We start from the raw sequence: 22774 nt of genomic DNA on the forward strand, positions 1-22774 counted from the left end.
CGAGCAAATAAGCATGTCGTTGAAATTGGGTCGAAAAATCGGTCTCTGCGTCACGGTCTCGCTGTTCTTGGCAGGCTGCGGCGGTATTGATGGCGTTCAGCTGAACGGCAAAGTTTTCGACGCCATGGGCTTGAACGGCGACAGCGGACCCAAGGGCGATCCCAAGATGGCGGCCCGGCAGCCGCTGGTGGTTCCCCCCGGCCTCGAGGCCCTACCGCCGCCGGGCAGCGGCAAGGTGGATCAGCCTTCGCTCGCCGAAATTCAAGATCCCGACAAAAAGCTGAAGGTCTCGCAAGCTGATCTCGAGAGACAGCAGGCTGAGTACTGCAGGAAGAACTACGAAGAACCGAAGGCCCGAGGTGATGACTCAGCCGATGCGGCTTCGGGCCCGCTCGGCTCTTGCAAGCCGTCGATCTTCAATGCCGTCAAGAAATGGACGACCGGCTCGACCAATGCCGACGACTCCGACGACGATTCCCAAACTCAGTGAATTCGGCTCAACGGCCCCATAACGAAATCTTTTCTGTCGCACAAAAGTGCTGATTGCGCCGCATGTTAACGGCCGCAGATGAACGCCTTGTCATTTGACTTTCATTCCCTAACTGCCGCTCACTGGCGGTACATTTCGCACGCGGGCGTCCTATTCCATTTTAGCTAAAGTAAATCCCCGGCTACTGGGTTCGGTTTAGGATGAAAAACGTCACGCTGCGCTTTATCGTTTACGGTTCGAAGGATCGCCATAATGCGTCTTGCGACGTGCTTCCGGTCTAGCCTCTTAACCTCATTGGCAGTGCTCATGCTCGCAGTGAATCCACAAGCTCACGCCGCCGACGGCGCCACCCGCGCCGCCGAGTTCAAACTGTCGAACGGCATGGATGTCGTCGTCATTCCCGACCACCGGTCGCCCGTCGTGACCCACATGGTCTGGTACAGGGTCGGCGCGGCCGACGAGGTGCGCGGAACCTCCGGCATCGCGCACTTCCTCGAACACCTGATGTTCAAGTCGACCGACAAGATTCCCGTCGGCGAGTTCTCCAAGATCGTCGGCCGGCTCGGTGGCCAGGACAACGCTTTCACCGGCAACGATGCGACGGCGTACTTTCAGCGCGTCGCCAAGGACCGCCTCGGCAAGATGATGGAGATGGAAGCCGACCGCATGGTCAACCTTCGTCTCGACGAGAAGGAAGTTCTGACCGAGCGCGACGTCATTCTCGAGGAACGCCGTTCGCGCATCGAGAACAACCCTTCGTCTATCCTCGATGAGCAGATGAATGCGGCGCTCTATCTGAACCATCCGTACGGCAAGCCGGTCATCGGCTGGTACCACGAGATGGCAAAGCTCTCGCGCCAGAACGCGCTCGATTTCTACAAGCACTACTACGCGCCGAATAACGCCATTCTCGTCGTTTCAGGCGATGTGACCGTCGATGAGGTCAAGAAGCTCGCCGACGAAACGTACGGCAAGATTCCTTCGAACCCGACCGTTACCACCACTCGCAACCGCCCGACCGACCCGCCGCAGCTCGTGCCGCGCCGGTTAACGCTGAAGGATCCCCGCGCCGGCAACTATTCGTTCCAGCGCTACTATCAGGCGCCGAGCTACGTCACGGCCAAGCCCGGTGAAGCCGAAGCGCTCGATATCCTGATGAAGATCGCGGGTTCTGGATCGACGAGCCGCATCTACAAGAAGCTCGTCGTTGAACAGAAGCTCGCTTCGAGTGCCGGCGGCGACTACTCGGGCTACGGCCTCGATGGCGGAACGATCTCGCTCTACGCGGTCGCAGCCGACGGCGTGCCGCTCGAGAAGGTCGAGGCTGCCTCCGACGAGGTTCTGGCCGACATCGTGAAGAACGGTGTGACGGAACAGGAATTGACGCGCGCCAAGAACAGCTATCTGGCCGACTACGTCTACGACAGCGACAACCAGGCGACGCTGGCGCGCCGTTACGGTTGGAATCTCGCCGTCGGCCGGACCGTAGCGGACGTCGAGGCTTGGCCCGCCAATATCTCGAAAGTGACGGCGGAGGACGTCAAGAAAGCCGCCGCCAAGTATCTCGACCTCAACGATTCCGTGACAGGTTATCTCGTTCCCGATCAGTCGGGCGTCGCGCAAGTTGAAGATCTTTCTGCCCCATCACCGTCCGGCGAATTGAGGTGACATTGATGATAGGTTCTTATCGTGCGGCCGCCGAGCTTGTTCGCAAGGCAGTCCGCCCCAACATAGCCTTGGCTATTCCTGCTCTGGCATTGTTGTTTACCGCATCCGTCAGTCACCCAGCAGCCGCAATGAACATACAGCAGATAAAATCCCCCGGCGGAATTGAAGCTTGGCTCGTCGAAGAGCACAGCGTTCCACTGATTTCGATGCGGTATGCCTTCGACGGCGGCAACAGCCAGGACCCGCCAGGGAAGCCCGGCCTCGCCAACTTCCTCACCGCGATGATGGATGAGGGCGCTGGCGACATCAAATCCCAGGAATATCAGGAGCGCATGGAAGATATCGCCATGCGTATGAGCTACGACGACAGCAAGGACTCGCTTTACGGGTCGTTCGAGACACTATCGGCGAACCGCGACAAGGCTGTCGAGCTGCTGAAACTTTCGGTCCAGAAGCCGCGCTTCGACACCGACGCTATTGAGCGCATCCGCCAGCAGCTGACGGCCAATCTGATCTACGCCGACAAGGACCCCGAGAAGGTCGCGATGCGCGAATGGTACGCGCAGGCCTTTGCCGGACATCCCTACGCGCGCCCTTCGAACGGCACGGTAGACTCCGTCGCGAAAATCACGCGTGACGATCTCCTCGATTATCACAAGCGGACGTTCGCGCGCGACAACCTGAAGATCGTCGCCGTGGGCGACATTACGGCCGCCGAACTCGGCAAGCTCATTGACGATGTCTTCGGGCCCCTGCCGGCGAAAGCCGATCTCTTCCCCGTCGCACAGACGGAACCGGCGAAGGGCGGAAGCCAGAAGATCGTCGAGATGGGCGTGCCGCAGTCGGTCGCCGTGTTCGGGCTCGGCGCCATGCCGCGCAAGGACCCGGACTTCATCACGGCATTCGTCGTCAACCACATCCTCGGCGGCGGCGGCTTCTCCGCCAAGCTGATGGAAGAGGTGCGCGAGAAACGCGGACTTGCCTATTCCGTGTACACCTACGTCCAGCCCTACCAGCAGACATCCATTCTCGTCGGCAGCGTCGCGACGAAGAACGCGTCGATGGGTGAGAGCCTCGCCATCATCCGCAACGAGTTGAAGAAGATGGCGGAGAATGGTCCGAGCAAGGAGGATCTCCAGGCGGCCAAGGATTATCTCACCGGCTCGTACGCGTTGCGCTTCGACACGAACTCGAAGATCGCCTCTCAGCTCTTAGGGCTGATGCAGGAAGGCTTCGGCCCGGACTACGTCGAAAACCGCAACAAGCTCATCAACGCGGTGACTGTCGAGGATGCCAAGCGGGTCGCCGCGAGGCTGCTGAAGCCGGACGATCTCGTCGTCACGATCGTCGGCAAGCCGACCGGCATGAAATCGGCGTCGCCCGCAGCGTTGCAACCGGTCCTGGCCGCACCCGATCGCGGCTAGGGTCGCTTCGCCGCCCGGCAAGCTCTTTGTCAGCTTCTTTCTGCGCTCTTGGCCGCACATCTGAAATCGGCTAGGCCGGACGGGATTTGAACAAGGAGCGTTGAGCGGCGATGCAAGACGGGCACCGGCACGACGGACGTACGTTTCAGCAGAGCATCGCAGGATGCCTCGAAGGCGTGATAGGCGAATACGGCCTCGCGCCTTCTGAGCATTCGGCATGGCTCGATCGCATCGGCCCCCAAGTCGAAGCCCTGAAGGATGATTATCGGACCGGCAAGCTCCCGCTTCTTCGGATCGCCGACGACGATCAGGACATCGCCGACGCCGAGGCGGCATACGCACGGCTGAGCCAGGGCGCGAAAACGATCGTGTTCTTCGGGACCGGCGGATCGAGCCTCGGCGGCGAACTGTTCGCTCAATTCGCGGGATGGAATATCGCCGGCGTCGCTTTGCCCGGACAGCGTACGAGGCCCCGCACCCGCTTTTACGCCAACCTCGACGGCGGCACGCTGCAAAGCGTCCTCCAGTCGCTCGATCTCCCATCCACGCGTTTCATCGTGACGTCGAAGTCCGGCGGCACTGCGGAGACATTGGCGCAGGCCATCGCGGCGCTGACGGCCGTCAAAGAGGTAGGTCTCGAAGCCGAGATTCCGAAACTCTTCCTCGGCATCACCGAGCCCGACAAGCCCGGCAAAGCGAACGGCCTCAGAACGCTGTTCTCGAAATTCGGCATTCCGATGCTGGAGCATCACACCGGCATCGGCGGCCGCTTCTCGTGCCTGACCAACGTCGGCCTGATGCCAGCCATCGCGCGTGGCCTCGATCCCCGCGCCATCCGTGCGGGAGCGAAGGGCGTCGTCGATGCGCTGCTCGCGTCCAGCAAGCCGCAGGACTTTGCGCCCGCCGTCGGAGCCGCGACCGCAGTAGCGCTTTCGAAAGAGAAGGGCGTCTCGACGCTCGTCATGATGCCCTACAACGACAGGCTCGGACGCCTCGCCGCTTGGTTCGTACAACTTTGGGCGGAAAGCCTGGGCAAGGGCGGGGAAGGCACGACGCCGCTCGGCGCGCTCGGTCCGCTCGATCAGCACAGCCAGCTGCAGCTCTTCATGGACGGCCCGCGCGACCATTATCTGACGGTCGTTCGCGTCGCGAGCCAGGGCGTTGGCCCGCGCATCGATCCTGATCTCGCGCGCATCGCTGGCGCCGATATGCTCGGCGGCCACACCGTCGGCGATATCGTCGCCGCCCAATCGCACGCCGTTCCTGAGGCGCTGGCCCGCGCCGGGCGTCCGGTGCGAACAATCGACATTGCAAAACTCGACGAAAAAACCATCGGCGCGCTGGCGATGCACTTTATGATCGAAACGATTCTCGCGGGTCGCCTGCTGGGCGTCGATCCCTTCGATCAGCCGGCAGTCGAGCTTGCGAAAATCTTGACGAAGGAGCGCCTCGCGAAAGGCGCTTGAGCAAGCGCTTTCGATAGGGGACGGACGGGGTGGCGATCCGGCAGCTTTCGCCAGAGACGGTCAACCGCATCGCAGCGGGCGAAGTCGTCGAGCGCCCGGCGAGCGTCGTCAAGGAACTCGTCGAGAACGCGATCGACGCGGGCGCGACGCAGATCGAGATCGTCATCTCGGGCGGCGGCCTTTCGCTCATCCGCGTGACGGACGACGGCTCCGGCATGACGCCGGAAGATCTCGTCCTCGCCGTCGAGCGTCACGCAACCTCGAAGCTCGATGAAGAAGATCTCTTCGACATTCGCTGCCTCGGCTTTCGCGGCGAAGCCCTGCCGTCCATCGGCTCGATCGCCCGCCTCGAAATCCGATCGCGGCCTGCGGATGCAAACCAGGGCGCGGCCGTCACCGTCACACGCGGATCGAAAGCACCGGTCGGCCCGGCCGCCGTCAATCGCGGTACGGTCGTCGAAGTGCGCGATCTCTTTTCCGCGACGCCCGCCCGCCTCAAATTTTTGAAGTCCGAACGCGCCGAAGCCATGGCGGTGACGGACGTCGTGCGACGCCTCGCGATGGCCCATCCCGATATCGGCTTTACGCTGCAGACGGGCGAAAAGAAGCCAGCGGTCTTCGCGCGCGGCGATCGATCCTCCGCCGCTTGGCTGGAGCGGATCGGCGCCATCATGGGGCGCGAGTTCATGGATGACGCGCTCGAAGTATCGGGTGCGGGAAACGGCGCGTCCGCGCCGATGCGCGTGTTCGGCTTCGCCGGTCTGCCGACGCTTCACCGGCAGGACAGCACGCAGCAGTTCCTCTTTGTCAATGGCCGCCCGGTGAAGGACAAGCTGCTGATCGGCGCCGTCCGCGCCGCATACGGCGATCTCATCCCGCGCGGCCGCTCGCCGCTTCTCGCGCTGTTTCTCGATGTCGCGCCATCCGACGTCGACGTGAACGTGCATCCCGCCAAGGCGGAGGTTCGGTTTCGCGACGCCGGGCGCGTGCGAGCGCTGATGGTGCGGGCGCTTTCCGATGCTCTTGCGACAGCCGGTCATAGAGCGTCCGCGCAAGGCGGTGTGCTGACGGTTGAAAGCTTTGCAGCAGGTATCTTGCCGAGCGCGGCAATGTCTCCGCCGCCTTCATCGAATACAAACGGCCAATGGGTGCCGCCGCGAGCCTCGCCAGTCGTCTCCGGAAGCTTTGCTGCAGGAACGCAGACACCGTTTGCCGTGTTCGACGCACCGAGCGCGGATGCGCGGACGTTCACCGAGCCGGTGGCCGAGCAGACCATCGACAAGCCGCTCGGTGCAGTCAGAGCGCAGGTCCACGAAAACTATATCGTTGCCCAGACGCGCGACGGGCTGGTCATCGTCGATCAGCACGCTGCGCACGAACGCCTCGTCTACGAGAAGCTTAAGGCGGCGCTCGCCGATGGAGGCGTCGCGCGGCAAGGGCTTCTGATTCCGGCCATCGTCGAACTCGATGATGACGATGCGGTCACCCTCGTCGCGCGCAGCGACGAGCTGACGGAGCTTGGCCTCGTGATCGAAAGCTTTGGGGAAGGTGCAGTCGCGGTTCGTGAAGTTCCTGCACTTCTCGGCGAAACGGACGTCGAGGGCCTCGTCAAGGATCTCGCAGCGGAGCTTCGCAGCGACGGGACGGCGCGGGCGCTGAAAGACCGCCTCGACAGCGTGGCGTCACGCATGGCTTGCCACGGTAGTGTCCGTTCGGGACGCAGGCTGACGGTCGAAGAGATGAACGCGCTGCTGCGCCAGATGGAGGCGACGCCCTATTCAGGCCAGTGCAACCACGGCCGCCCGACATACGTGGCGCTGAAGCTTACCGACATCGAGCGCCTGTTCGGGCGGAGATAAACGAAGCGGCGCTTGCGGCCGGCTGCGCGGAGCGCAGTCGCAAGCGGCAAACCAAACGGCGCTGGCGACGCGCGGAACCCGTGTCGCCAGCGCCGAACAATCAGTCGGATTCGTCGCCGCTCTCGGCATTGAGCTGGCTGTAGAGCGCGACGCCGATAGAGTTCAGAAGCTCAAGCTGCGTCTCGAGGAAGTCGATGTGGCTCTCCTCGTCCTTCAGGAGTTCGTCGAACAGCATCATCGACACGTAATCGCCAAGGTTGAAGCAGATCTCTCGCGACGTCTTATAGTAGTCGCGGGCGATGTTCTCGCCCTTGAGATCGCATTCGAGAACTTCCTTGATGTTCTCGCCGATCATCAGCGGCGCGACGTACTGCAGGTTCGGATGGCCTTCGAGGAAGATGATGCGATCGATGAGCCGATCGGCATGGTGCATTTCCTCGATGGATTCCTTGCGCTCTTTCTTGGCGAGCTTTTTGTAGCCCCAGTTATCGAGAAGCCGGAAGTGCAACCAATATTGGTTTACGGCACCCAGCTCGAGTTTCAGCGCCTCGTTTAACCGGGTGATGACTTCGTCGTTGCCCTTCATGTGCCGCTCCAAAAATCTGCCTGATGCTCCCGGCCTCGAAGTCCGGAAGCATTCTAAAGTAGACAAGTAGCGGATTAGAACGGGCTTAACTAGAGGATTTCCGCCAAGTTGGACGGAAGAAATAGATAAAGTTTTTCAGAGCCCTACGCGATGGCGCGTTGTGGCTTCCGGCCCCGCCGCGCAATTTCTGCATTAATGCGTTGCTGCCGCTGCATCCGCCGTTCTTCGATGCGGATGAGTTTGGCGCGTGCTTCGGCAAGAACGAACGGGCAAACGCGCGTTGTCTTCTCTAAGCGGTCCATGGCCTCATAAATGACCGCGACCGTTACAGGCGCACACGTGCAGCAGTTCATCTTTTTGTTGAGGTGCCGGAATACGACGCCCGGCGTCGGCAAGAGGCCGGGGCCCGCCCTCATGATTTCGGAGACGGCGATATCAATATCGCGGTCAGATATTACGGCGCACGAGCAGACTATCAATTTCGGCTCCAATCAAACGGGGTTCAAGGCCCCGGCATCGGACACCCGGTAGGGATATCGAGCGTTAGTTGGTCAAAAAAGTATACTTTCGTCAAGCACCCTTTTTTACCTATTGGACATAGTACGCCGAGCGAGAGGAATCAAAGTAATCTGAGTAAATTCGCGGTGTGGAGGTAGACTTTACCTGCGGCGGGGCGTCGCCGCCACGTGGTCCGGGCAGTGATTTCCGGGGTGAAGCCGGCAGTACTCGTGGTTTCCAGATTGGTCCGACTTAGGATTAAGCCGTTGCCAGAGCCTGCCTTGAGCTCAGCGAGCCTTCGGACCCCGGCAGATCAAACGGGCGGCGTCATCGCCATCGGCGTCCTGTTCTTCATCTTTGGCTTCGTGACGTGGCTCAACGGGCCGTTGATCACCTTCGTCAAGCTCGCGTTCAATCTCGATGATGTGAACGCCTTCCTCGTGCCGATGGCGTTCTATCTCTCGTATTTCTTCCTTGCGCTCCCCGCGTCGGCGATTTTGCGTCGAACGGGCATGAAGCAAGGCATGGCGATCGGCCTCTTCGTCATGGCGGCGGGATCCATCCTGTTCGGTGAGTTCACGACGATGCGCCAGTATTCCGGCACGCTTGCCGGGCTCTTCGTCATCGGAGCGGGACTGTCGCTTCTTCAGACGGCGTCCAACCCGTACGTCTGCATCTTGGGCCCGCACGAGACGGCCGCGCGCCGCGTCGCCCTCATGGGCATCTGCCATAAGTTCGCGGGCGTAATCGCGCCCATCTTTTTCGCGGCATTGGTGCTGAAGGGCGTCGATAGCTTCGAGGCTGACGTGGCGAGCGCGCCGACCGCTGAGGCTCGCGAAGCAATGCTCGATGCTTTCGCTGCCCGCGTGCACGCGCCCTACATGCTGATGGCGGCACTGCTCGCATTGCTGGGCTTGTGGATTGCTCGCTCGAAGCTGCCCGACCTCAAAGCCGCTCCCGCCGACGCGGATGGCCCGAGAAGTGGTCCCGATGCTTCGAGCATATTCGCGTTTCCGCACCTCTGGCTCGGCGTGCTCTGCCTCTTCCTCTACGTCGGCGTCGAGGTGATGGCCGCGGACGCGATCGGTCTCTATGGAGCGGGTTTCGGCCTGCCGCTCGACGCAACGCGACTGTTCACATCGTACACGCTCTTCGCGATGCTCGTCGGATACGTTGCTGGACTGCTCGTCATTCCACGCATCTTCTCCCAGCAAACATACCTCGCAATCTCGGCGGCGCTCGGCATCGTGCTGACGATCGGCGCATACCTCACGACGGGATACGCCTCGGTCGCATTCATCGCCGCTCTCGGCTTCGCCAATGCAATGATGTGGCCTGCGATCTTTCCGCTCGCGATACGGGGGCTCGGTTCTCATACCGAGACGGGCTCGGCGCTCCTGATCATGGCCATCTGCGGCGGCGCGCTGATGCCGTACGCCTTCGGGCTATTGAAGGAGCACGTCGATTTCCAGCTCGCGTACGCGCTGCTCGCCATGCCGAGTTACCTCTACATTTTTTATTTTGGCGCAAAGGGATGGCGCGCTGAATAATTTTACCCGGGTATATTGACCGCGAATTTTATCCGGGTAATATTGTCTCCAACTGATGCTGGAGCAAGAAAATGGACAATAACTTCACCGCGTTCGATGGCCGCCGTCGCTTTGTCTCGGGTTCGCGTGCCGAGGTGATCGCGGCAATTCGAACGCGCTCCGCCAAACAGCCGGACATGTCGCTGCTGATCTTCGATGACAGCACCGGCAACCAGATTGATTTCGATTTGCGGGAATCGGCGGATATCCCCGTCGCGCGTCTTCAGAAGTCTCCATCGTCATCGACGGGCGCAGAAGAGGCGCGCAGCCCTGGACGGCCGAAACTCGGAGTGGTGCCTCGCGAAGTGACGCTGTTGCCTCGCCATTGGGAGTGGTTGGCCGCGCAGCCGGGCGGCGCGTCGGTAACGCTACGCAAACTTGTCGACGACGCGCGCCGCAAGAATGCCGATGCGGAAATCATTCGCACGGCCAGGGAGCGGGCTTATCGCTTTATGTCGGCGATGGCAGGAAACCTCGCGGGCTTCGAAGAAGCGACGCGCGCGCTCTTCGCCGGTGACCGCCAGCAGTTCGAAAAACTCACCGCGAAATGGTCGGCCGATGTTCGCGATTACACGCACAGTCTGGCCGACGGCGCTTTCGGGCCCGAAGCGGAAAATGCGGTTCGGTAAGCTGGCGGCTTAGCTCGGCTCGCCGAACCTCAGGATCGTGATCTCGGTATCACCGTAGGTGCGGGCATCGAGCACCGTGAAACCATCGCAGAACGTCAGCGGCACGCCCGCGCGTTCTTCGAGCACTGCAATCGCGCCGGGCTTCAGCCAGTTGCCCTGCGCGAGCGCATCGAGCGCCTTTTCGCCTAAGCCTTTGCCGTATGGCGGATCGAGAAACGCGAGATCGTACGGTTCCATATTGCCGGCTGGACCAAGGTCCGTCGCATCGCGGCGGAAGATGCGCGTCTCGCCAGTCAGCCCCAGATTTTCGACGTTCGTGCGAATAAGCGCACGTGCGTCCGGCGCTTCCTCGACGAAGAGACAGTAGGCAGCGCCACGCGAGACGGCTTCGATGCCGAGCGCGCCCGTACCGGCGAAGAGATCGATGACGCGCGCGCCGTTGAGCGAGAAATTCTCGATTCCATGCGCGAGAATATTGAACAGGCTCTCCCGCACGCGATCCGACGTCGGGCGAATTTTCATGTCCTCGGGCGCTTGCAGAGCGCGGCCGCGGAACCGTCCGGCAACGACTCTCATCAATCGTCCGCCTCGCTCGCAGCCTTGCCGCGTGCATGCCGCGCCTTCCGCTCCGCCTGACTCTCTGAAAATCCGAGCGCTTCGGAAGCCTTCGGTCCTAGCTGCTGAACGAGGATGCGCCGCCGCACGGCCTCGACCGCACCGGGGGCGAGATCGAGAAGCTGGAATGGTCCGAAGGACACGCGAATGAGGCGATTGACCGTGAGTCCCAGGTGCGAGAGCACCTTTCTCACCTCACGATTTTTGCCTTCGCGGATCGAGATCGAAAGCCAGGTGTTCGCGCCCTGCACGCTATCGACCGAGGCCTCGATAGGCCCGTAAGCGACGCCCTCGACAGTGACGCCGTCCTTGAGCTTGGCAAGGTCGGCCGGCGAAACGCGGCCCTTTGCGCGCACGCGATACCGGCGCACCCAGCCGTTCGCGGGAAGCTCCAGATGGCGGGCAAGCGCGCCGTCGTTGGTCAGCAGCAGCAGCCCTTCGGTATTGAAATCGAGCCGTCCGACGGAGATGACGCGCGGCATCTCGGGCGGCATCTTATCGAAAACCGTCGGCCGGCCTTCCGGATCGGAATGCGTAGTGACGATGCCTTTCGGCTTATGATAACGCCAGAGCTGCGGCGGTTCGGCGGTTGGCAGCGGCTTGCCGTCGACGAACACCTTGTCGGCCGGCCCGACTTCCACGGCCGGGGTTCTGAGCAGCTTGCCGTTGACGCTGACGCGGCCATCGGCGATCCAGCGTTCGGCCTCGCGGCGCGAGCAGAGCCCGGCGCGGGCCATGGCTTTGGCGATGCGCATCGGCGCATCCCGCTTCTCAGGCGCGGGAGCGGCAGGTTCGGCGACTTTGGATTTTGGTGGTTTGGCCATCGGTAACACTGGGCTTTCGGGAGCGAAGCGAGCTTATGACATCGAAGGACGCCGTAAGCCATATGTCCCATGCGCTAGAAGAGGCGAAAGCGGCGGCCGGGCGCGGCGAGGTGCCGGTCGGTGCCGTCATAGTCTCTGCCGAGGGCAGGGTTCTGGCGTCGGCAGGAAACCGGACGCGAGAGCTTTGCGATCCGACGGCCCACGCCGAAATTCTGGCGATTCGGGCGGCTTGCACCGAACTGGCGGACGAGCGCCTCGTCGGCTGCAGTCTCTATGTCACGCTCGAACCATGCCCGATGTGCGCGGCTGCGATCTCCTTTGCGCGCCTCAAGCGCCTTTACTATGCCGCGAGCGATCCGAAGGGTGGCGGCATCGAGCAAGGCGCCCGCGTCTTCAGCCAGCCGACCTGTCATCACGCCCCCGAAATATATCCGGGCATCGGCGAAGCCGAGGCGAGCTTCCTGCTGAAAGACTTCTTCGAACAGCGCCGCTCGTAGCGCTCGGCGGCCGGCTCCCCGCAAGGGAATCGAGCGCCAGCAAAAAAACTGTCGCCGAGCGCAAAATAAAAGCTACTCAGCCTCGCGGCGTTTGCGGGGACGCGGAAGCAGCCTGCGCTTCGGCCGCTTAGCGATCGCGATGACCTTCTGGTCCTGATCAGCACTTTCGAGAATGGGTAAAGTCTCGACCGATAGAACGCGCGAGAGCTGCTGCTTCAGCCGCTCTTTCGCAGGTTGCGCGGCCGCGAGAATGTCGTCGCATTTCAGGAAGTCGAGAACTTGAAATTGGCTCGTTCCGGCGCGGATGAAAATATCCGGCTGCTTGGCTCTGAGCTTTTCCTTGACGATCGTGTGCTCGAACAGAAATGCGCTCGAAAAGAGCGCCGCGAGCGCCGTCGGAGCAGCGCGCTTGGCATCCGCGACGGGCGAGCCGGAGACGTCGATGGCAACGACGATATCGGTTTCTGGCAGTAGCAGATCGAACGGCAACGGGTTCGTCAAGCCGCCGTCGATCAGTGCACGCCCTTCGACAACGACGGGCTGAAAGAGGACAGGCAGCGCCATGCTCGCGGCGACCGCACTCCGGAGCGGCCCCTCGGTGAACACTTTCGGTTCCTGATCGTAGAAATCGGACGCGACGACCTTCAGCGGAATTTCGCAATCGGCGAAGGTATCCTTCACCTCTTTCGGGAGAATGAGGTCGAGAACGTTGAACGGGTCGAGAATGGCGTTCCGCGCGCCAAAGACGCTGAGCAGCCGTTGAAAGGGCTGCTCTGTTTTCGTGAAGAGATCGCGGATCAGACCGAAGCGCTGCGAAAGGATGAACCGCGTGTGGTCGCGCAACTCGAGGCCCGACATTCCTGATGCATAAGCTGCGCCGTAAACCGCGCCGATCGAGGTTCCTGCAATGACGTCGGGCTTGATGCCAAGTTCGTCGAAAGCCTCGATCATGGCGACATGGGCGAGACCGCGCGCCCCGCCGCCGCCAAGTGCGAGCCCGATCGTCGGCCGCTTGGCCGGACGGGACCCATTCAACGGCGATGCTTTGGGCGTCTCGACGGTCATGCGTTGCCGGTATCCCGTTGTTCGCTAGAGCATAAGGATGCTCACGTCTCGTTTCGCTGCAACGCGCGCCAGCCGATGTCCTTGCGGTAGAAGCCGCCTGGCCAATCGATCTTCGCAATCGCCGCGTAGGCGGCGTCGCGCGCCTCCGCGATCGTCTTGCCGCGGCCGGTGACGTTTAGCACGCGACCGCCGTCCGCAATAAGACGCGCGCCGTCGCGGCGCGTGCCGGCGTGGAAGATCTCCACGTTCGGGGTCGCCTGTGCGAGTTCCAGGCCCTTGATCTCCGTGCCTTTTTGAGGTGTGCCGGGATATCCGTTGGCGGCCATCACGACCGTCAACGCCGCGTCGTCGCTCCAGCGGAGATCGAAGTTTGAAAGCACGCCGTCGGTCGTCGCGATGAGGGCCGCAAGCAGATCCGATTTGAGCCGCATCATCAAAACCTGCGTTTCGGGATCGCCGAAGCGGACGTTGTATTCGATGAGCTTTGGACCGGACGACGTGATCATCAGTCCGGCGAACAGCACGCCCTTGAACGGCGTGCCGCGCGCGGCCATTTCCTTGATCGTCGGCTCGATGATTTCCCGCATCACGCGGTCGCTCATCTCCGGCGTGATGATAGGCGCTGGCGAATATGCGCCCATGCCGCCGGTGTTCGGTCCCGTATCGCCGTCGCCGACGCGCTTGTGATCCTGAGCCGACACGAGCGGCAATGCATGGACACCGTCGCACAATGCAAAGAAGCTCGCTTCTTCGCCTTCGAGGAATTCCTCGATGACGACTTCGGCTCCAGCCGAGCCGAACGCGCCGGAGAGGCACGCATCGACGGCGGCCTCCGCTTCTTCGCGCGTCGTGGCGATGATGACGCCTTTGCCTGCCGCTAGGCCGTCCGCCTTCACGACGATAGGAAGGCTCTGCGCGGCGAGATACGTCTTTGCCGCCTGAGGGTCCATGAAACGGCCATAGGCGGCTGTCGGAATGCCGGCGGTCCGGCAAAGGTCTTTGGTGAAGCCCTTCGAACCTTCGAGGCGAGCGGCGCTCTTCGTCGGCCCGAAATAACGAATGCCAGCCGCACCGAGGGCATCTCCGAGACCGGCGACGAGCGGCGCCTCGGGGCCGATAACGACGAGCTGGATGCGCTCATCGCGGCAGAATTGAATGATGCTGTCTTGGTTGGTCGGATCGATGGGGATACATTGCGCCACGTCCGCGATGCCGGCGTTGCCGGGAGCGCAGAAGAGTTTTGTCAAAAGGGGGCTCGCGCTGAGCGCCCAGGCGAGAGCATGCTCGCGGCCGCCCGAGCCGAGGAGTAAGACGTTCATCAGGTCGCCTGTTGCATTCCGTGTCTTGGTGTAGCATCCGGGTGTAGCATCGAACGTGAAACAAGCAAGACCGCGAAACAGAACAGTAAGCTATTGAATTCAATTCCCAACACCAGCGAAGCCCGCCCCGGCGCCAATGCCCCGGAGTTTTCGGTGTCCGAACTTTCGGGCGCGATTAAGCGCGCCCTCGAGGACGGCTTCGGCTATGTCCGCCTCAAGGGCGAGATCTCGGGTTATCGCGGGCCCCATGCGTCGGGACACTGCTACTTTGCCCTCAAGGACGACAAGGCGAAGATAGAGGCCGTGATCTGGAAAGGATCGTTCGGCCGGCTCCGCTTCAAGCCCGAAGAGGGCATGGAAGTCATCGCCCAGGGAAAGATTACGACGTTCCCCGGCTCGTCGAAGTATCAAATCGTCATCGAGGCTTTGGAGCCCGCGGGCGCCGGCGCGCTGATGGCGCTGCTCGAAGAGCGCAAGCGCAAATTCGCGGCCGAAGGCCTGTTTGACGAAGCCCGCAAGAAGCCGCGTCCTTTCTTGCCGAAAGTTGTCGGCATCGTCACGTCACCGACCGGCGCCGTCATTCGCGATATGCTGCACGGCTTCAACGAGCGCTATCCGGCATGTGTTCTTGTTTGGCCGGTGCGCGTGCAAGGCGAGGGAAGCGCGGCTGAAGTGGCCGCGGCGATCCGCGGATTCAATGCGCTCGAAACCGGCGGCAGAATTCCGCGACCGGACGTTCTGATCGTCGCGCGCGGCGGCGGCAGTCTCGAAGACCTCTGGAGTTTCAACGAAGAGATCGTTGTCAGAGCGGCTGCCGAGAGCCTCATTCCGCTGATTTCAGCCGTCGGTCATGAGACGGATTGGACGCTCATCGATCTCGTCGCGGACGCCCGCGCGCCGACGCCGACCAAAGCCGCCGAATGGGCCGTGCCGAAGTATTCCGAGCTGATCGACGGGCTTGAAAAGCTCATGCTCCGCAAGCGCACGGCGGTCCGCCGCTCGCTGGAGGGCGCGAAAACGCACTTGAAGGCATCGTCGCGCGGCCTGCCGAAGCTGCAGGATCTCGTCGCGCTGCCGCGCCAGCGCTTCGACGAGGCCGATCGCCGCCTTTCGCGTGCACTTCTCGCCAACACGCGCGCACATGCAACACGGCTGGCGCGCGTCAGCGGACGTTTGTCCCCGAGCCCGATACTCCAGAAACATTCCCGCTGCGCCGAGCGCCTTCAGACACTCGAACGCCGCGCCGGCCGCGCACTTCTTAACCGCGTGGCGGTCAGTCGCAGGGTTCTTGATGGTAAAGCGGCGCTGCTCAACTCGTTGGGCTATCACAGCATCCTGTCTCGCGGCTTTGCGCTCGTCAGGAACGAAGCCGGGCAAACCATCCGGCAGGCGGCCGCGGTCGTCGCCGGGTCGATGCTAAACATTGAATTGTCCGACGGGCAGATTGCAGCGAGAGCCGAAGGCCCGCTAAAATCCGAACCTCCTAAAGCCGATCAGGGAGCGGGTAAAACGCCGCGCCGAAAGCCGGGCGGACGCGGCGGACAAGGCTCACTTTTTTGATACGCTTAGGCTAAATTGGAAATTGGCGCGCCGCCGGAAATGCGGCATTCATATCATCTGATGTCAGATGATGCCCGGCATTAAAAGAACAGCACGGCTTGGAAGCTGATGAATCGAATTGAGAAATTTTTTGGCCTGCGTAACGAGGCAAAGATTCGCTACCTGGATGGCGAGTTCGAAGTGATGTCTCCGGGAGATTTTGTGCGCTGTGCAGTAACGGCCCAGCCCATCGCGCTTCCCGATCTTCGTTATTGGAGCGTCGACGCACAGGAGGCATATGCCTCGGCGGAAATCTCCGCGCAGCGTTACCTTGAGCTTAACGCCATCGAACGATCGAACACGCCCTCTCGTTGAGCGCGGCGGCTCGCGTTAGCGAGCGATTGCATCACGGATCAGCCGGCGCATCACGTCGAGATCTCCGCCCTCGAGAGACGTTCTGATCAAGACCGTTTCCGCACGCTCTTTGAGTGCCCCGCGAGCGCCTGATGCTCCTGAAAGCCGCGCGATATCTTTTTCCGTCGTGACCAAGGCAGCACCGCCGTGTTCGGCTGCTTCGATCAGCTCGCGCGCCTCCACCTCGCTGAACATGTGGTGATCGGCGAATGCCCTTCGCGCAACGATGTCAGCTCCGAGTGACGAGAGCGTCGCGAAAAATCTATCCGGATTGGCAATGCCTGCAAACGCAAACACGCGCCGGCCGCGAAACTTTGCATTGTCGTCTTCGGCGCGCGTCTCAGCGGAAATGATCGGCGCACGCGACAATGCTTTGAGCTGGTTGGCGACGGAACGGCCCCCTGCTGCATCGCCTCCAGTAAGCACGATCAGGTTTGCAAGCGCCGTTTGAACATCGAGCGGTGCGCGCAAGGGTCCCGCAGGAATGACGAGCCCGTTGCCGACGCCGCGCTTCGCATCGACGAGTGCAATAGCAAGATCCTTCGCGAGCGCCGGATTTTGCAAGCCGTCATCCATGATGATGACGGCGCGCTTCGATGCCATGCCCTCGATCGCTTCAGCGCCTTTGCGGCGATCGCGCGAGACGACCGTCGGCGCAGCGCGGGCCAGAAGCAGCGGCTCGTCCCCTACCTCGCGCGCCGTATGGAGATCGGCAATGACGCGCACCGGACCCTCAAGACTTCCACCGTAACCGCGCGAGAGAAACCATGGCTCGCGATCTTCCTCCGCGACGAGCTTGGCAAGGAACAAAGCAAGCGGAGTCTTGCCCGAGCCGCCGGCCGTGAAGTTTCCAACGCAGATAACGGGAAGGGCTGAGCGATAGGGATTTGCGTTTTGAATGCGGCGGCTTGCGATCCGGCCGACGAGGGTACCGATTGGAGAGAGAAGCGCCGTCTGCCATCCGCTGCCCGGCCCGTACCACCAGCTCGGTTCAGAGATGGGCACGCATCACGCTCGCTGTTTTTCAAGCAATGGCTGGATGGCGCCGAGCGTCTTGGCGAGGGCGCCGCCCATCGACTGAAGCGCCACGTCTGCTCCCTGCCGCATGCGCTTGGCAGCGGCCTGATCGGCAAGCAGCAGCGTGACCTGCCGCGCGATGTCGTCGGACGATCTGACTTCGACGGCGCCGCCCTCGCGGAAGAGCGCCGCATACGCATCGCGGAAATTGTGCGTGAACGGACCAGTTAAAACACACGAGCCGAGACGAACGGCTTCGATTGGGTTTTGACCGCCATGCTCGACCAGCGACCCGCCGACGAGCGAAACCGGCGACATCGAATAGAACGTTCCGAGTTCGCCAATCGTGTCAGCGACGTAGATCTCGGTATCGGTCTCGGGTGTGGAGGAGCGCGAGCGCAGCTGCGTTCTGAGCCCGAGCCCGCCGAGCGACGCGGCAAGCCCGCCGCCGCGTTCGGGATGACGCGGGACGATGATCGTCAGTAGACCTTCGATTTGGCGTCTCATCAGCGAATGCGCCGCGGCGATCACCGTGTCTTCGCCGGGATGGGTGCTGGCCGCGAGGAACAGCGGACGCTGGCCGACGGCATTCTTCAGCGACGCCAGCAGATCCGCGTTGACCGGAGGCGGCGGTGAATCGATTTTCAAGTTACCGGCCGTGATGACGTTCGGAGCGCCGAGACGCTTCATGGCCCGCGTTATCTGCGAATTCTGCGACAGCACGGCCGCGAAGCGTGAAAATAGCGGCCGGCCGACCGCCGCATATTTGCGCCAGCGGCTGATGCTGCGTGGCGACATCCGCGCATTGACGAGCACGAGAGGAATTCCCCGCTCCGCTGTTCCGAGAATGAGATTCGGCCAGATGTCGGATTCCGTAAAGATCGATATCGACGGCTTCCAGTGATCGAGAAAGCGGGACACATAATGCGGAACGTCGAGAGGCACGTACTGATGCAATGCGCGTGGCGGCAAGCGATGCGCCGCAATCTCCGCTGATGTTTTCGTGCCCGTCGTCAGCAGAATGTGAATGTGCGGATTGGCGTCAAGCAGGCTGTCGATGAGCGGAAGAATGGCGTTCGTCTCGCCAACGCTTGCTGCATGAACCCACACCACCTGTCCCTCGGGACGTGGCCGCCCCGCAAAGCCCAATCGTTCGCCGCGGCGGTTCGGATCTTCTTTCCCCTGCTGTCCGCGCATGTTGAGAAACAGGGGCACCGCTGGCCGCAGCGCCGCCGTTCCGGCGCGATAGGTCTTGAGCAAGAGGCCAGGCGACGGCGCCGAGGCAGCCGCCAGCACATCGAGCGGTGTCGCTCGTTTGATATCGGCACCTGCAAGTTCGTACGCTCTGAGCGTCGCGGTGTTGAGCGCGGTTTCGAGCTCGACGCGTTTTGATTCCAGGAGCTCATCGTCCGCCGTGCTCGGAACATGAATTGGCTCGCCCACGACGGCGGCAAGTTTCGAGTACGGCAGATTGATTGTCAGCCTGCTCCAGGTATCGAACGACGCGAACCGTTTGGTTGCGAGCGCGACGGGTACGATAGGCCGCCCCGACATGCGCGCGATCATGACGATGCCCGCACCTGCCACACGCGCCGGTCCCGGCGGGACGTCGGCCGTCATCACGAGCGACGAGCCTTCGGACAGCGCCTGCAGCGATGCGCGGAGAGCCGCCGCGCCGCCGCGATCCTTCTTTCGCCAGCCGGCGCCGGCGCCGCGAATGAGTTGAACGTCGATGGCTTGTAATGTTTCGCTGATGATCTCGGCGTCGCCGTGCCGCGCGACCATGGCGGAGATCCTGACGTTTTCAGGACGAAGCGTCGCGATCATCATGAACTGGCCGTGCCAGCACGCCACGATGCAGGGGTGGGCATCGCTAAGCCGGTCCATCAGGTCCGGCGGCTCGTGAATAACCTGAGACGAATTGGCCACGTGGCGGATAAGGCGCGCCAGCGTCAATCCGCCAAGTCGCACAATCCTCTTCTTAAATTCTGCCATGCGGCAATGGCTGCCTTATCGTTGTAACGCGAGAAAGTGCAGGACGAAGCTTGATTGTGTTTAGCCCCTTGCGGGTCGTTGCTATAGCTAATAACTAGCAAGTTCAATCACGATGGACCGCGGCTTCTTGTGAACAACGAGTAGGATTAAAGCTGGCGCTATCCGCAAGGCTGCCCGCGAATCGGGAGCATCGAGACAACTCCTGATGGCAAGCCCTCTCAAAGAAGCAAAGCGTGGATTGCGCCGTACCAGCGGCGCACTTTTGCACAGTGCAGTGCATTCTCCCCCATCCTGGCTCGGGACGCGATTCGCATCGGCCCTTTGTTACGCCGAAATGCTGCTGATCGATTATGGCCTCGTACGGACCGTTTACAATAATCGCCATCGCGTGGGCAGGGATGCGTGGCGCTCAGCGCAGCCTGCGCCCCATCACATTGCCTGGGCCGGCAGGCGCGGCATAAAGACGGTTATCAATCTGCGCGGCGAGCAGTCCTATGGCACGCGTTGGCTCGAGCAGCAGGCGTGCGCTCGCCATGGGCTCACGCTTGTCGATCTGACATTGAGATCGCGCGCCGCGCCCTCGCGCGCCGAGTTTCAGGCAATGAAGGATGTGCTGGCAAAAGCCGAATATCCCATCCTCGTTCACTGCAAATCGGGCGCCGACCGCGCCGGTTTGATGAGCGTGATGATCAGTCATCTGCACGACGGGATGCCGATACGCGAGGCGTTGAAGCAGCTGTCCTTGCGCTACGGCCATGTCCGGAGCGCCGATACCGGAGTCCTGGACGCGGTCTTCCACCGCTATCTCGCTGACGAGGCCCGCACCGGCATCGCATTCTGGGATTGGGTCGAAACGGTCTACGATTCCCGCGAACTGAACTCGACGTTCAAGGCGCGCGGTTGGGCGAACCGGCTCGTCAACAACATCCTTAACCGCGAATAGCCGAAGCCCGCCCCGCCCGGCCGTCTGTCGACTATTCAATCGGCTTCTTCAATTAACGATCATCGTCTGAGGCCCGTGCGCAGAACGGTTTAGCCGAGCATAAGCGCCGTTGCGGTCGATCAACTCGAAATGTTTTCCGCGCTCAACGATGCGGCCGCCGTCCATCACGCAAATCATGTCGGCGTTCTGGATCGTCGAAAGCCGGTGCGCGATGACGAGCGTCGTGCGCGTGCGCGTGAACTTTGCAAGCGCCTCCTGGACGAGTTGTTCGCTTTCATTGTCGAGCGCGCTCGTCGCCTCGTCGAGCAGCAGGATCGGTGCGTCCTTCAGGATTGCCCGCGCAAGCGCGACGCGCTGGCGCTGCCCGCCCGAGAGGCGGCTGCCGCGATCTCCGATCATCGTTTGATAGCCGTGAGGCAGCGCCATGATGAAGTCGTGCGCCGCCGCCGCTTTCGCAGCCTCGATGATGTCTTCTGAACTCGCCCCAAGGCGCCCAAGCGCGATGTTCGCTTCGATTGTGTCGTCGAACAGTGTGATGTCCTGGCTGACGATCGCGATCTGATCGCGCAGAGATGAGAGCGTGACATCCCGAACATCCTGGCCATCGATCAGGATCTGGCCTTCGGTAACATCGAAAAGCCTGGGCACAAGATTGATGATCGTCGACTTGCCCGCGCCCGAACGGCCGACGAGGGCGACGGTCGATCCGCCTGGAACGTCGAGTGTGACGTCGTGCACGGCGCGTTCTTCCGACGCCGCGTCGTAAGCGAACCCGACCTCGCGGAAAGAGATCTGGCCTTTCGAAACGCTGAGACGCTTCGCGTCCGGCTTGTCGCCGATCGTCGGCATCTCGTCGATTAAGCCATAGAAACTTTCAGCGGCAGCAAGGCCCTCTTGAAGCCGGCCGGCGAGGTTTCCGAGCGCGCGAATGGGCTGGGCCGCCATGAGCAACGCGGTGATGAACCCCATGAAATCGCCGACGGTCGAGATGCCGTTGGAAATGCGCAAGTAGGCAAATCCGACGACGCCCGCGATCGCAATGCCGCCAAGCGCTTCGAGGATCGGATCCATCCGCGCCCGCGTCCGCACCGACTTCATCTTCAGCGAGTAGATCTGCTCGAAGCTGTTGTCGAGGCGGTCGGCCGCGTAATTCTCGAGCTGAAACGACTTGATCAAGCGCGCGCCCGCAAGCTTTTCCGCGAGGAGCGAGGTCATATCGCCGAGGCCGCTTTGCGTTTGCTTGGCGACACGGCGCAGCCGTTGACTGATTGCGGCGACAGGTAAAGCCGCAAGCGGATAGACGCTCAAGACTACGAGCGTCATCGCCCAGTCGAGGTAAAGCATCGCGATAACGAGCGCGATGACCGAGAAGGTGTCGCGGAAAATCGAGTTCAGCGCCGCCATCATCGCGCCTTGCACGAAGCCGATGTCGTTCGTCAGCCGCGACATCAGCCGGCCGGGCGTCTCCCGCGACAGCCGGGCGAAATCGGCGCTGATGAGATGCCGGAACGCGAGCTTCTGCATGTCCGACGTGAGGCGCAGAATGAAGCGGTTCGTCGCGACGGCCTGCAGAAAAAGCAGTGTCGCGCGCGCAATCGTAATGCCGACGATCGCCGTCAGCACGAACGGCAGCGCGCCTTGCTGATTGCCCATCAGCATGTCGAATGATTTCTTGATGACGGCCGGATAGCCGCCGGTCACCGCGGCAAGGCACGCCGTAAGAAAAAGTGTCCAGCCGAGTTCCCATCGACGCGGCCAAACCCAGTCGACGACGAAACGGCGAAGGAGCGCGCGCGAAGCTGCATCGAGCCGAAGCCGCGGCCTCGGCTTCTTTTCGGGTTTGAGAAGATTAGCCGTCACGTGGCGGATGTTGCCGGCTGAGCAGACTTCACGCCATTCGGCTCGAGCAGCTTGTGCAGATGCACGATGAAATATCGCATCATCGCGTTGTCAACCGAGCGCTGAGCGGCGTTCTTCCAGGCCGAATAAGCCGACTGATAGTCCGGATAGATGCCGACGATATCAAGCCCCTCGAGATCGCGAAATTCGTGGCCCTCGAGCGTTTCGAGTTCGCCACCGAAAACGAGATGCAGCAGCTGCGGTTTTGAATCGGATAAAGATGGGGTCTGGGACATGGACGACTGTTCGTCTCCTGAACAAATGCTCCGGGCGATTTTTTAAAAAACCGCGTGTGTGACGGCCGTCAACGGCGCAAAGCGTCCTCTGGCCAGTCATGAATGGCATAACTTCCGCGTAAGCATTTGTTTACGCTATTTCTTAAGCTCATCGGAAGAGAATTCTGCCAAGATCTTATACAAAGCCACGGAAAGCGGCTCG

General features: G+C 61.8%; 21 protein-coding genes. 11 read left to right on the top strand and 10 right to left on the bottom strand.

Features of this window, described 5'->3' with window-relative positions:
* The first annotated feature begins 13 nt into the window (after positions 1–13).
* The 5 genes from K2Q04_RS00715 (at position 14) to mutL (ending at position 6907) form a co-directional block, all read left to right on the top strand.
* Positions 14–490 carry a hypothetical protein gene (locus K2Q04_RS00715; protein ID WP_291157930.1) on the top strand — a complete coding sequence of 159 codons (477 nt, stop codon included), beginning with the start codon at positions 14–16 and terminating at the stop codon, positions 488–490.
* Positions 491–796: 306 nt separating this feature from the next.
* A complete protein-coding gene (locus tag K2Q04_RS00720; protein ID WP_291157932.1) occupies positions 797–2158 on the top strand; it encodes a pitrilysin family protein in 1362 nt (453 codons plus the stop codon).
* 5 nt (positions 2159–2163) lie between these two features.
* A complete protein-coding gene (locus tag K2Q04_RS00725) occupies positions 2164–3582 on the top strand; it encodes a pitrilysin family protein (protein ID WP_291157934.1) in 1419 nt (472 codons plus the stop codon).
* A 110-nt stretch (positions 3583–3692) separates the two neighbouring features.
* On the top strand, positions 3693–5048 hold the full coding sequence (locus K2Q04_RS00730; RefSeq protein WP_291157936.1) for a glucose-6-phosphate isomerase: 1356 nt from the start codon (positions 3693–3695) through the stop codon (positions 5046–5048).
* A 29-nt stretch (positions 5049–5077) separates the two neighbouring features.
* Complete coding sequence (mutL, locus tag K2Q04_RS00735; RefSeq protein ID WP_291157938.1) at positions 5078–6907, top strand: DNA mismatch repair endonuclease MutL; 1830 nt, start codon at positions 5078–5080, stop codon at positions 6905–6907.
* Positions 6908–7007: 100 nt separating this feature from the next.
* Here mutL and bfr read toward each other — a convergent pair whose 3' ends face one another.
* A complete protein-coding gene (gene bfr / locus K2Q04_RS00740; protein WP_291157940.1) occupies positions 7008–7493 on the bottom strand; it encodes a bacterioferritin in 486 nt (161 codons plus the stop codon).
* 143 nt (positions 7494–7636) lie between these two features.
* Complete coding sequence (locus K2Q04_RS00745) at positions 7637–7972, bottom strand: hypothetical protein (RefSeq protein WP_291157941.1); 336 nt, start codon at positions 7970–7972, stop codon at positions 7637–7639.
* Between the two features lie 300 nt (positions 7973–8272).
* Between K2Q04_RS00745 and K2Q04_RS00750 the strand changes: the two genes are divergently transcribed.
* Complete coding sequence (locus tag K2Q04_RS00750) at positions 8273–9541, top strand: sugar MFS transporter (RefSeq protein WP_291157943.1); 1269 nt, start codon at positions 8273–8275, stop codon at positions 9539–9541.
* 71 nt (positions 9542–9612) lie between these two features.
* On the top strand, positions 9613–10209 hold the full coding sequence (locus K2Q04_RS00755) for a DUF2239 family protein (protein ID WP_291157945.1): 597 nt from the start codon (positions 9613–9615) through the stop codon (positions 10207–10209).
* 9 nt (positions 10210–10218) lie between these two features.
* On the opposite strand, the gene rsmD is transcribed toward K2Q04_RS00755, so the two are convergent.
* The gene (gene rsmD, locus K2Q04_RS00760; RefSeq protein ID WP_291157947.1) at positions 10219–10785 is read right to left on the bottom strand and encodes a 16S rRNA (guanine(966)-N(2))-methyltransferase RsmD; all 567 of its coding nucleotides are present in this window, start codon (positions 10783–10785) and stop codon (positions 10219–10221) included.
* Positions 10785–11648: a pseudouridine synthase gene (locus K2Q04_RS00765; RefSeq protein WP_366935725.1), complete on the bottom strand. Its 864-nt coding sequence runs from the start codon at positions 11646–11648 to the stop codon at positions 10785–10787. The genes rsmD and K2Q04_RS00765 overlap by 1 nt, the downstream gene beginning before the upstream one ends.
* A 35-nt stretch (positions 11649–11683) precedes the next feature.
* Here K2Q04_RS00765 and K2Q04_RS00770 point away from each other — a divergent pair, with 35 nt between their 5' ends.
* Positions 11684–12145 (top strand): nucleoside deaminase, encoded by a 462-nt coding sequence (locus tag K2Q04_RS00770; RefSeq protein ID WP_291157949.1) that lies wholly within the window; start codon positions 11684–11686, stop codon positions 12143–12145.
* A 72-nt stretch (positions 12146–12217) separates the two neighbouring features.
* On the opposite strand, the gene K2Q04_RS00775 is transcribed toward K2Q04_RS00770, so the two are convergent.
* Together K2Q04_RS00775 and purD are read right to left on the bottom strand one after the other, a co-directional pair.
* Positions 12218–13210: a patatin-like phospholipase family protein gene (locus tag K2Q04_RS00775; RefSeq protein WP_291157951.1), complete on the bottom strand. Its 993-nt coding sequence runs from the start codon at positions 13208–13210 to the stop codon at positions 12218–12220.
* Between the two features lie 41 nt (positions 13211–13251).
* Positions 13252–14529: a phosphoribosylamine--glycine ligase gene (gene purD / locus K2Q04_RS00780; protein ID WP_291157953.1), complete on the bottom strand. Its 1278-nt coding sequence runs from the start codon at positions 14527–14529 to the stop codon at positions 13252–13254.
* 93 nt (positions 14530–14622) lie between these two features.
* Between purD and xseA the strand changes: the two genes are divergently transcribed.
* Both xseA and K2Q04_RS00790 read left to right on the top strand, forming a co-directional pair.
* Positions 14623–16089 carry an exodeoxyribonuclease VII large subunit gene (xseA, locus tag K2Q04_RS00785; RefSeq protein ID WP_291157955.1) on the top strand — a complete coding sequence of 489 codons (1467 nt, stop codon included), beginning with the start codon at positions 14623–14625 and terminating at the stop codon, positions 16087–16089.
* Between the two features lie 108 nt (positions 16090–16197).
* A complete protein-coding gene (locus K2Q04_RS00790; RefSeq protein WP_291157957.1) occupies positions 16198–16443 on the top strand; it encodes a DUF2093 domain-containing protein in 246 nt (81 codons plus the stop codon).
* 15 nt (positions 16444–16458) lie between these two features.
* Here the strand turns inward: K2Q04_RS00790 and lpxK are convergent, their stop codons facing one another.
* Both lpxK and K2Q04_RS00800 read right to left on the bottom strand, forming a co-directional pair.
* The gene (gene lpxK / locus K2Q04_RS00795) at positions 16459–17487 is read right to left on the bottom strand and encodes a tetraacyldisaccharide 4'-kinase (protein ID WP_291157959.1); all 1029 of its coding nucleotides are present in this window, start codon (positions 17485–17487) and stop codon (positions 16459–16461) included.
* 3 nt (positions 17488–17490) lie between these two features.
* A complete protein-coding gene (locus tag K2Q04_RS00800) occupies positions 17491–19494 on the bottom strand; it encodes a glycosyltransferase N-terminal domain-containing protein (protein WP_291157961.1) in 2004 nt (667 codons plus the stop codon).
* A 205-nt stretch (positions 19495–19699) separates the two neighbouring features.
* On the opposite strand from K2Q04_RS00800, the gene K2Q04_RS00805 reads away from it, so the two are divergent.
* A complete protein-coding gene (locus K2Q04_RS00805) occupies positions 19700–20437 on the top strand; it encodes a sulfur transferase domain-containing protein (RefSeq protein WP_291157963.1) in 738 nt (245 codons plus the stop codon).
* A 48-nt stretch (positions 20438–20485) separates the two neighbouring features.
* Here the strand turns inward: K2Q04_RS00805 and K2Q04_RS00810 are convergent, their stop codons facing one another.
* Positions 20486–22297: an ABC transporter transmembrane domain-containing protein gene (locus K2Q04_RS00810; RefSeq protein WP_291157965.1), complete on the bottom strand. Its 1812-nt coding sequence runs from the start codon at positions 22295–22297 to the stop codon at positions 20486–20488.
* A complete protein-coding gene (locus tag K2Q04_RS00815; RefSeq protein WP_291157967.1) occupies positions 22294–22572 on the bottom strand; it encodes a DUF4170 domain-containing protein in 279 nt (92 codons plus the stop codon). Before K2Q04_RS00815 ends, K2Q04_RS00810 begins: the two co-directional genes overlap by 4 nt.
* Positions 22573–22774: the final 202 nt, after the last annotated feature.

Origin of the sequence: Hyphomicrobium sp. (assembly GCF_019753045.1) — a bacterium.
GTDB lineage: Bacteria > Pseudomonadota > Alphaproteobacteria > Rhizobiales > Hyphomicrobiaceae > Hyphomicrobium_B.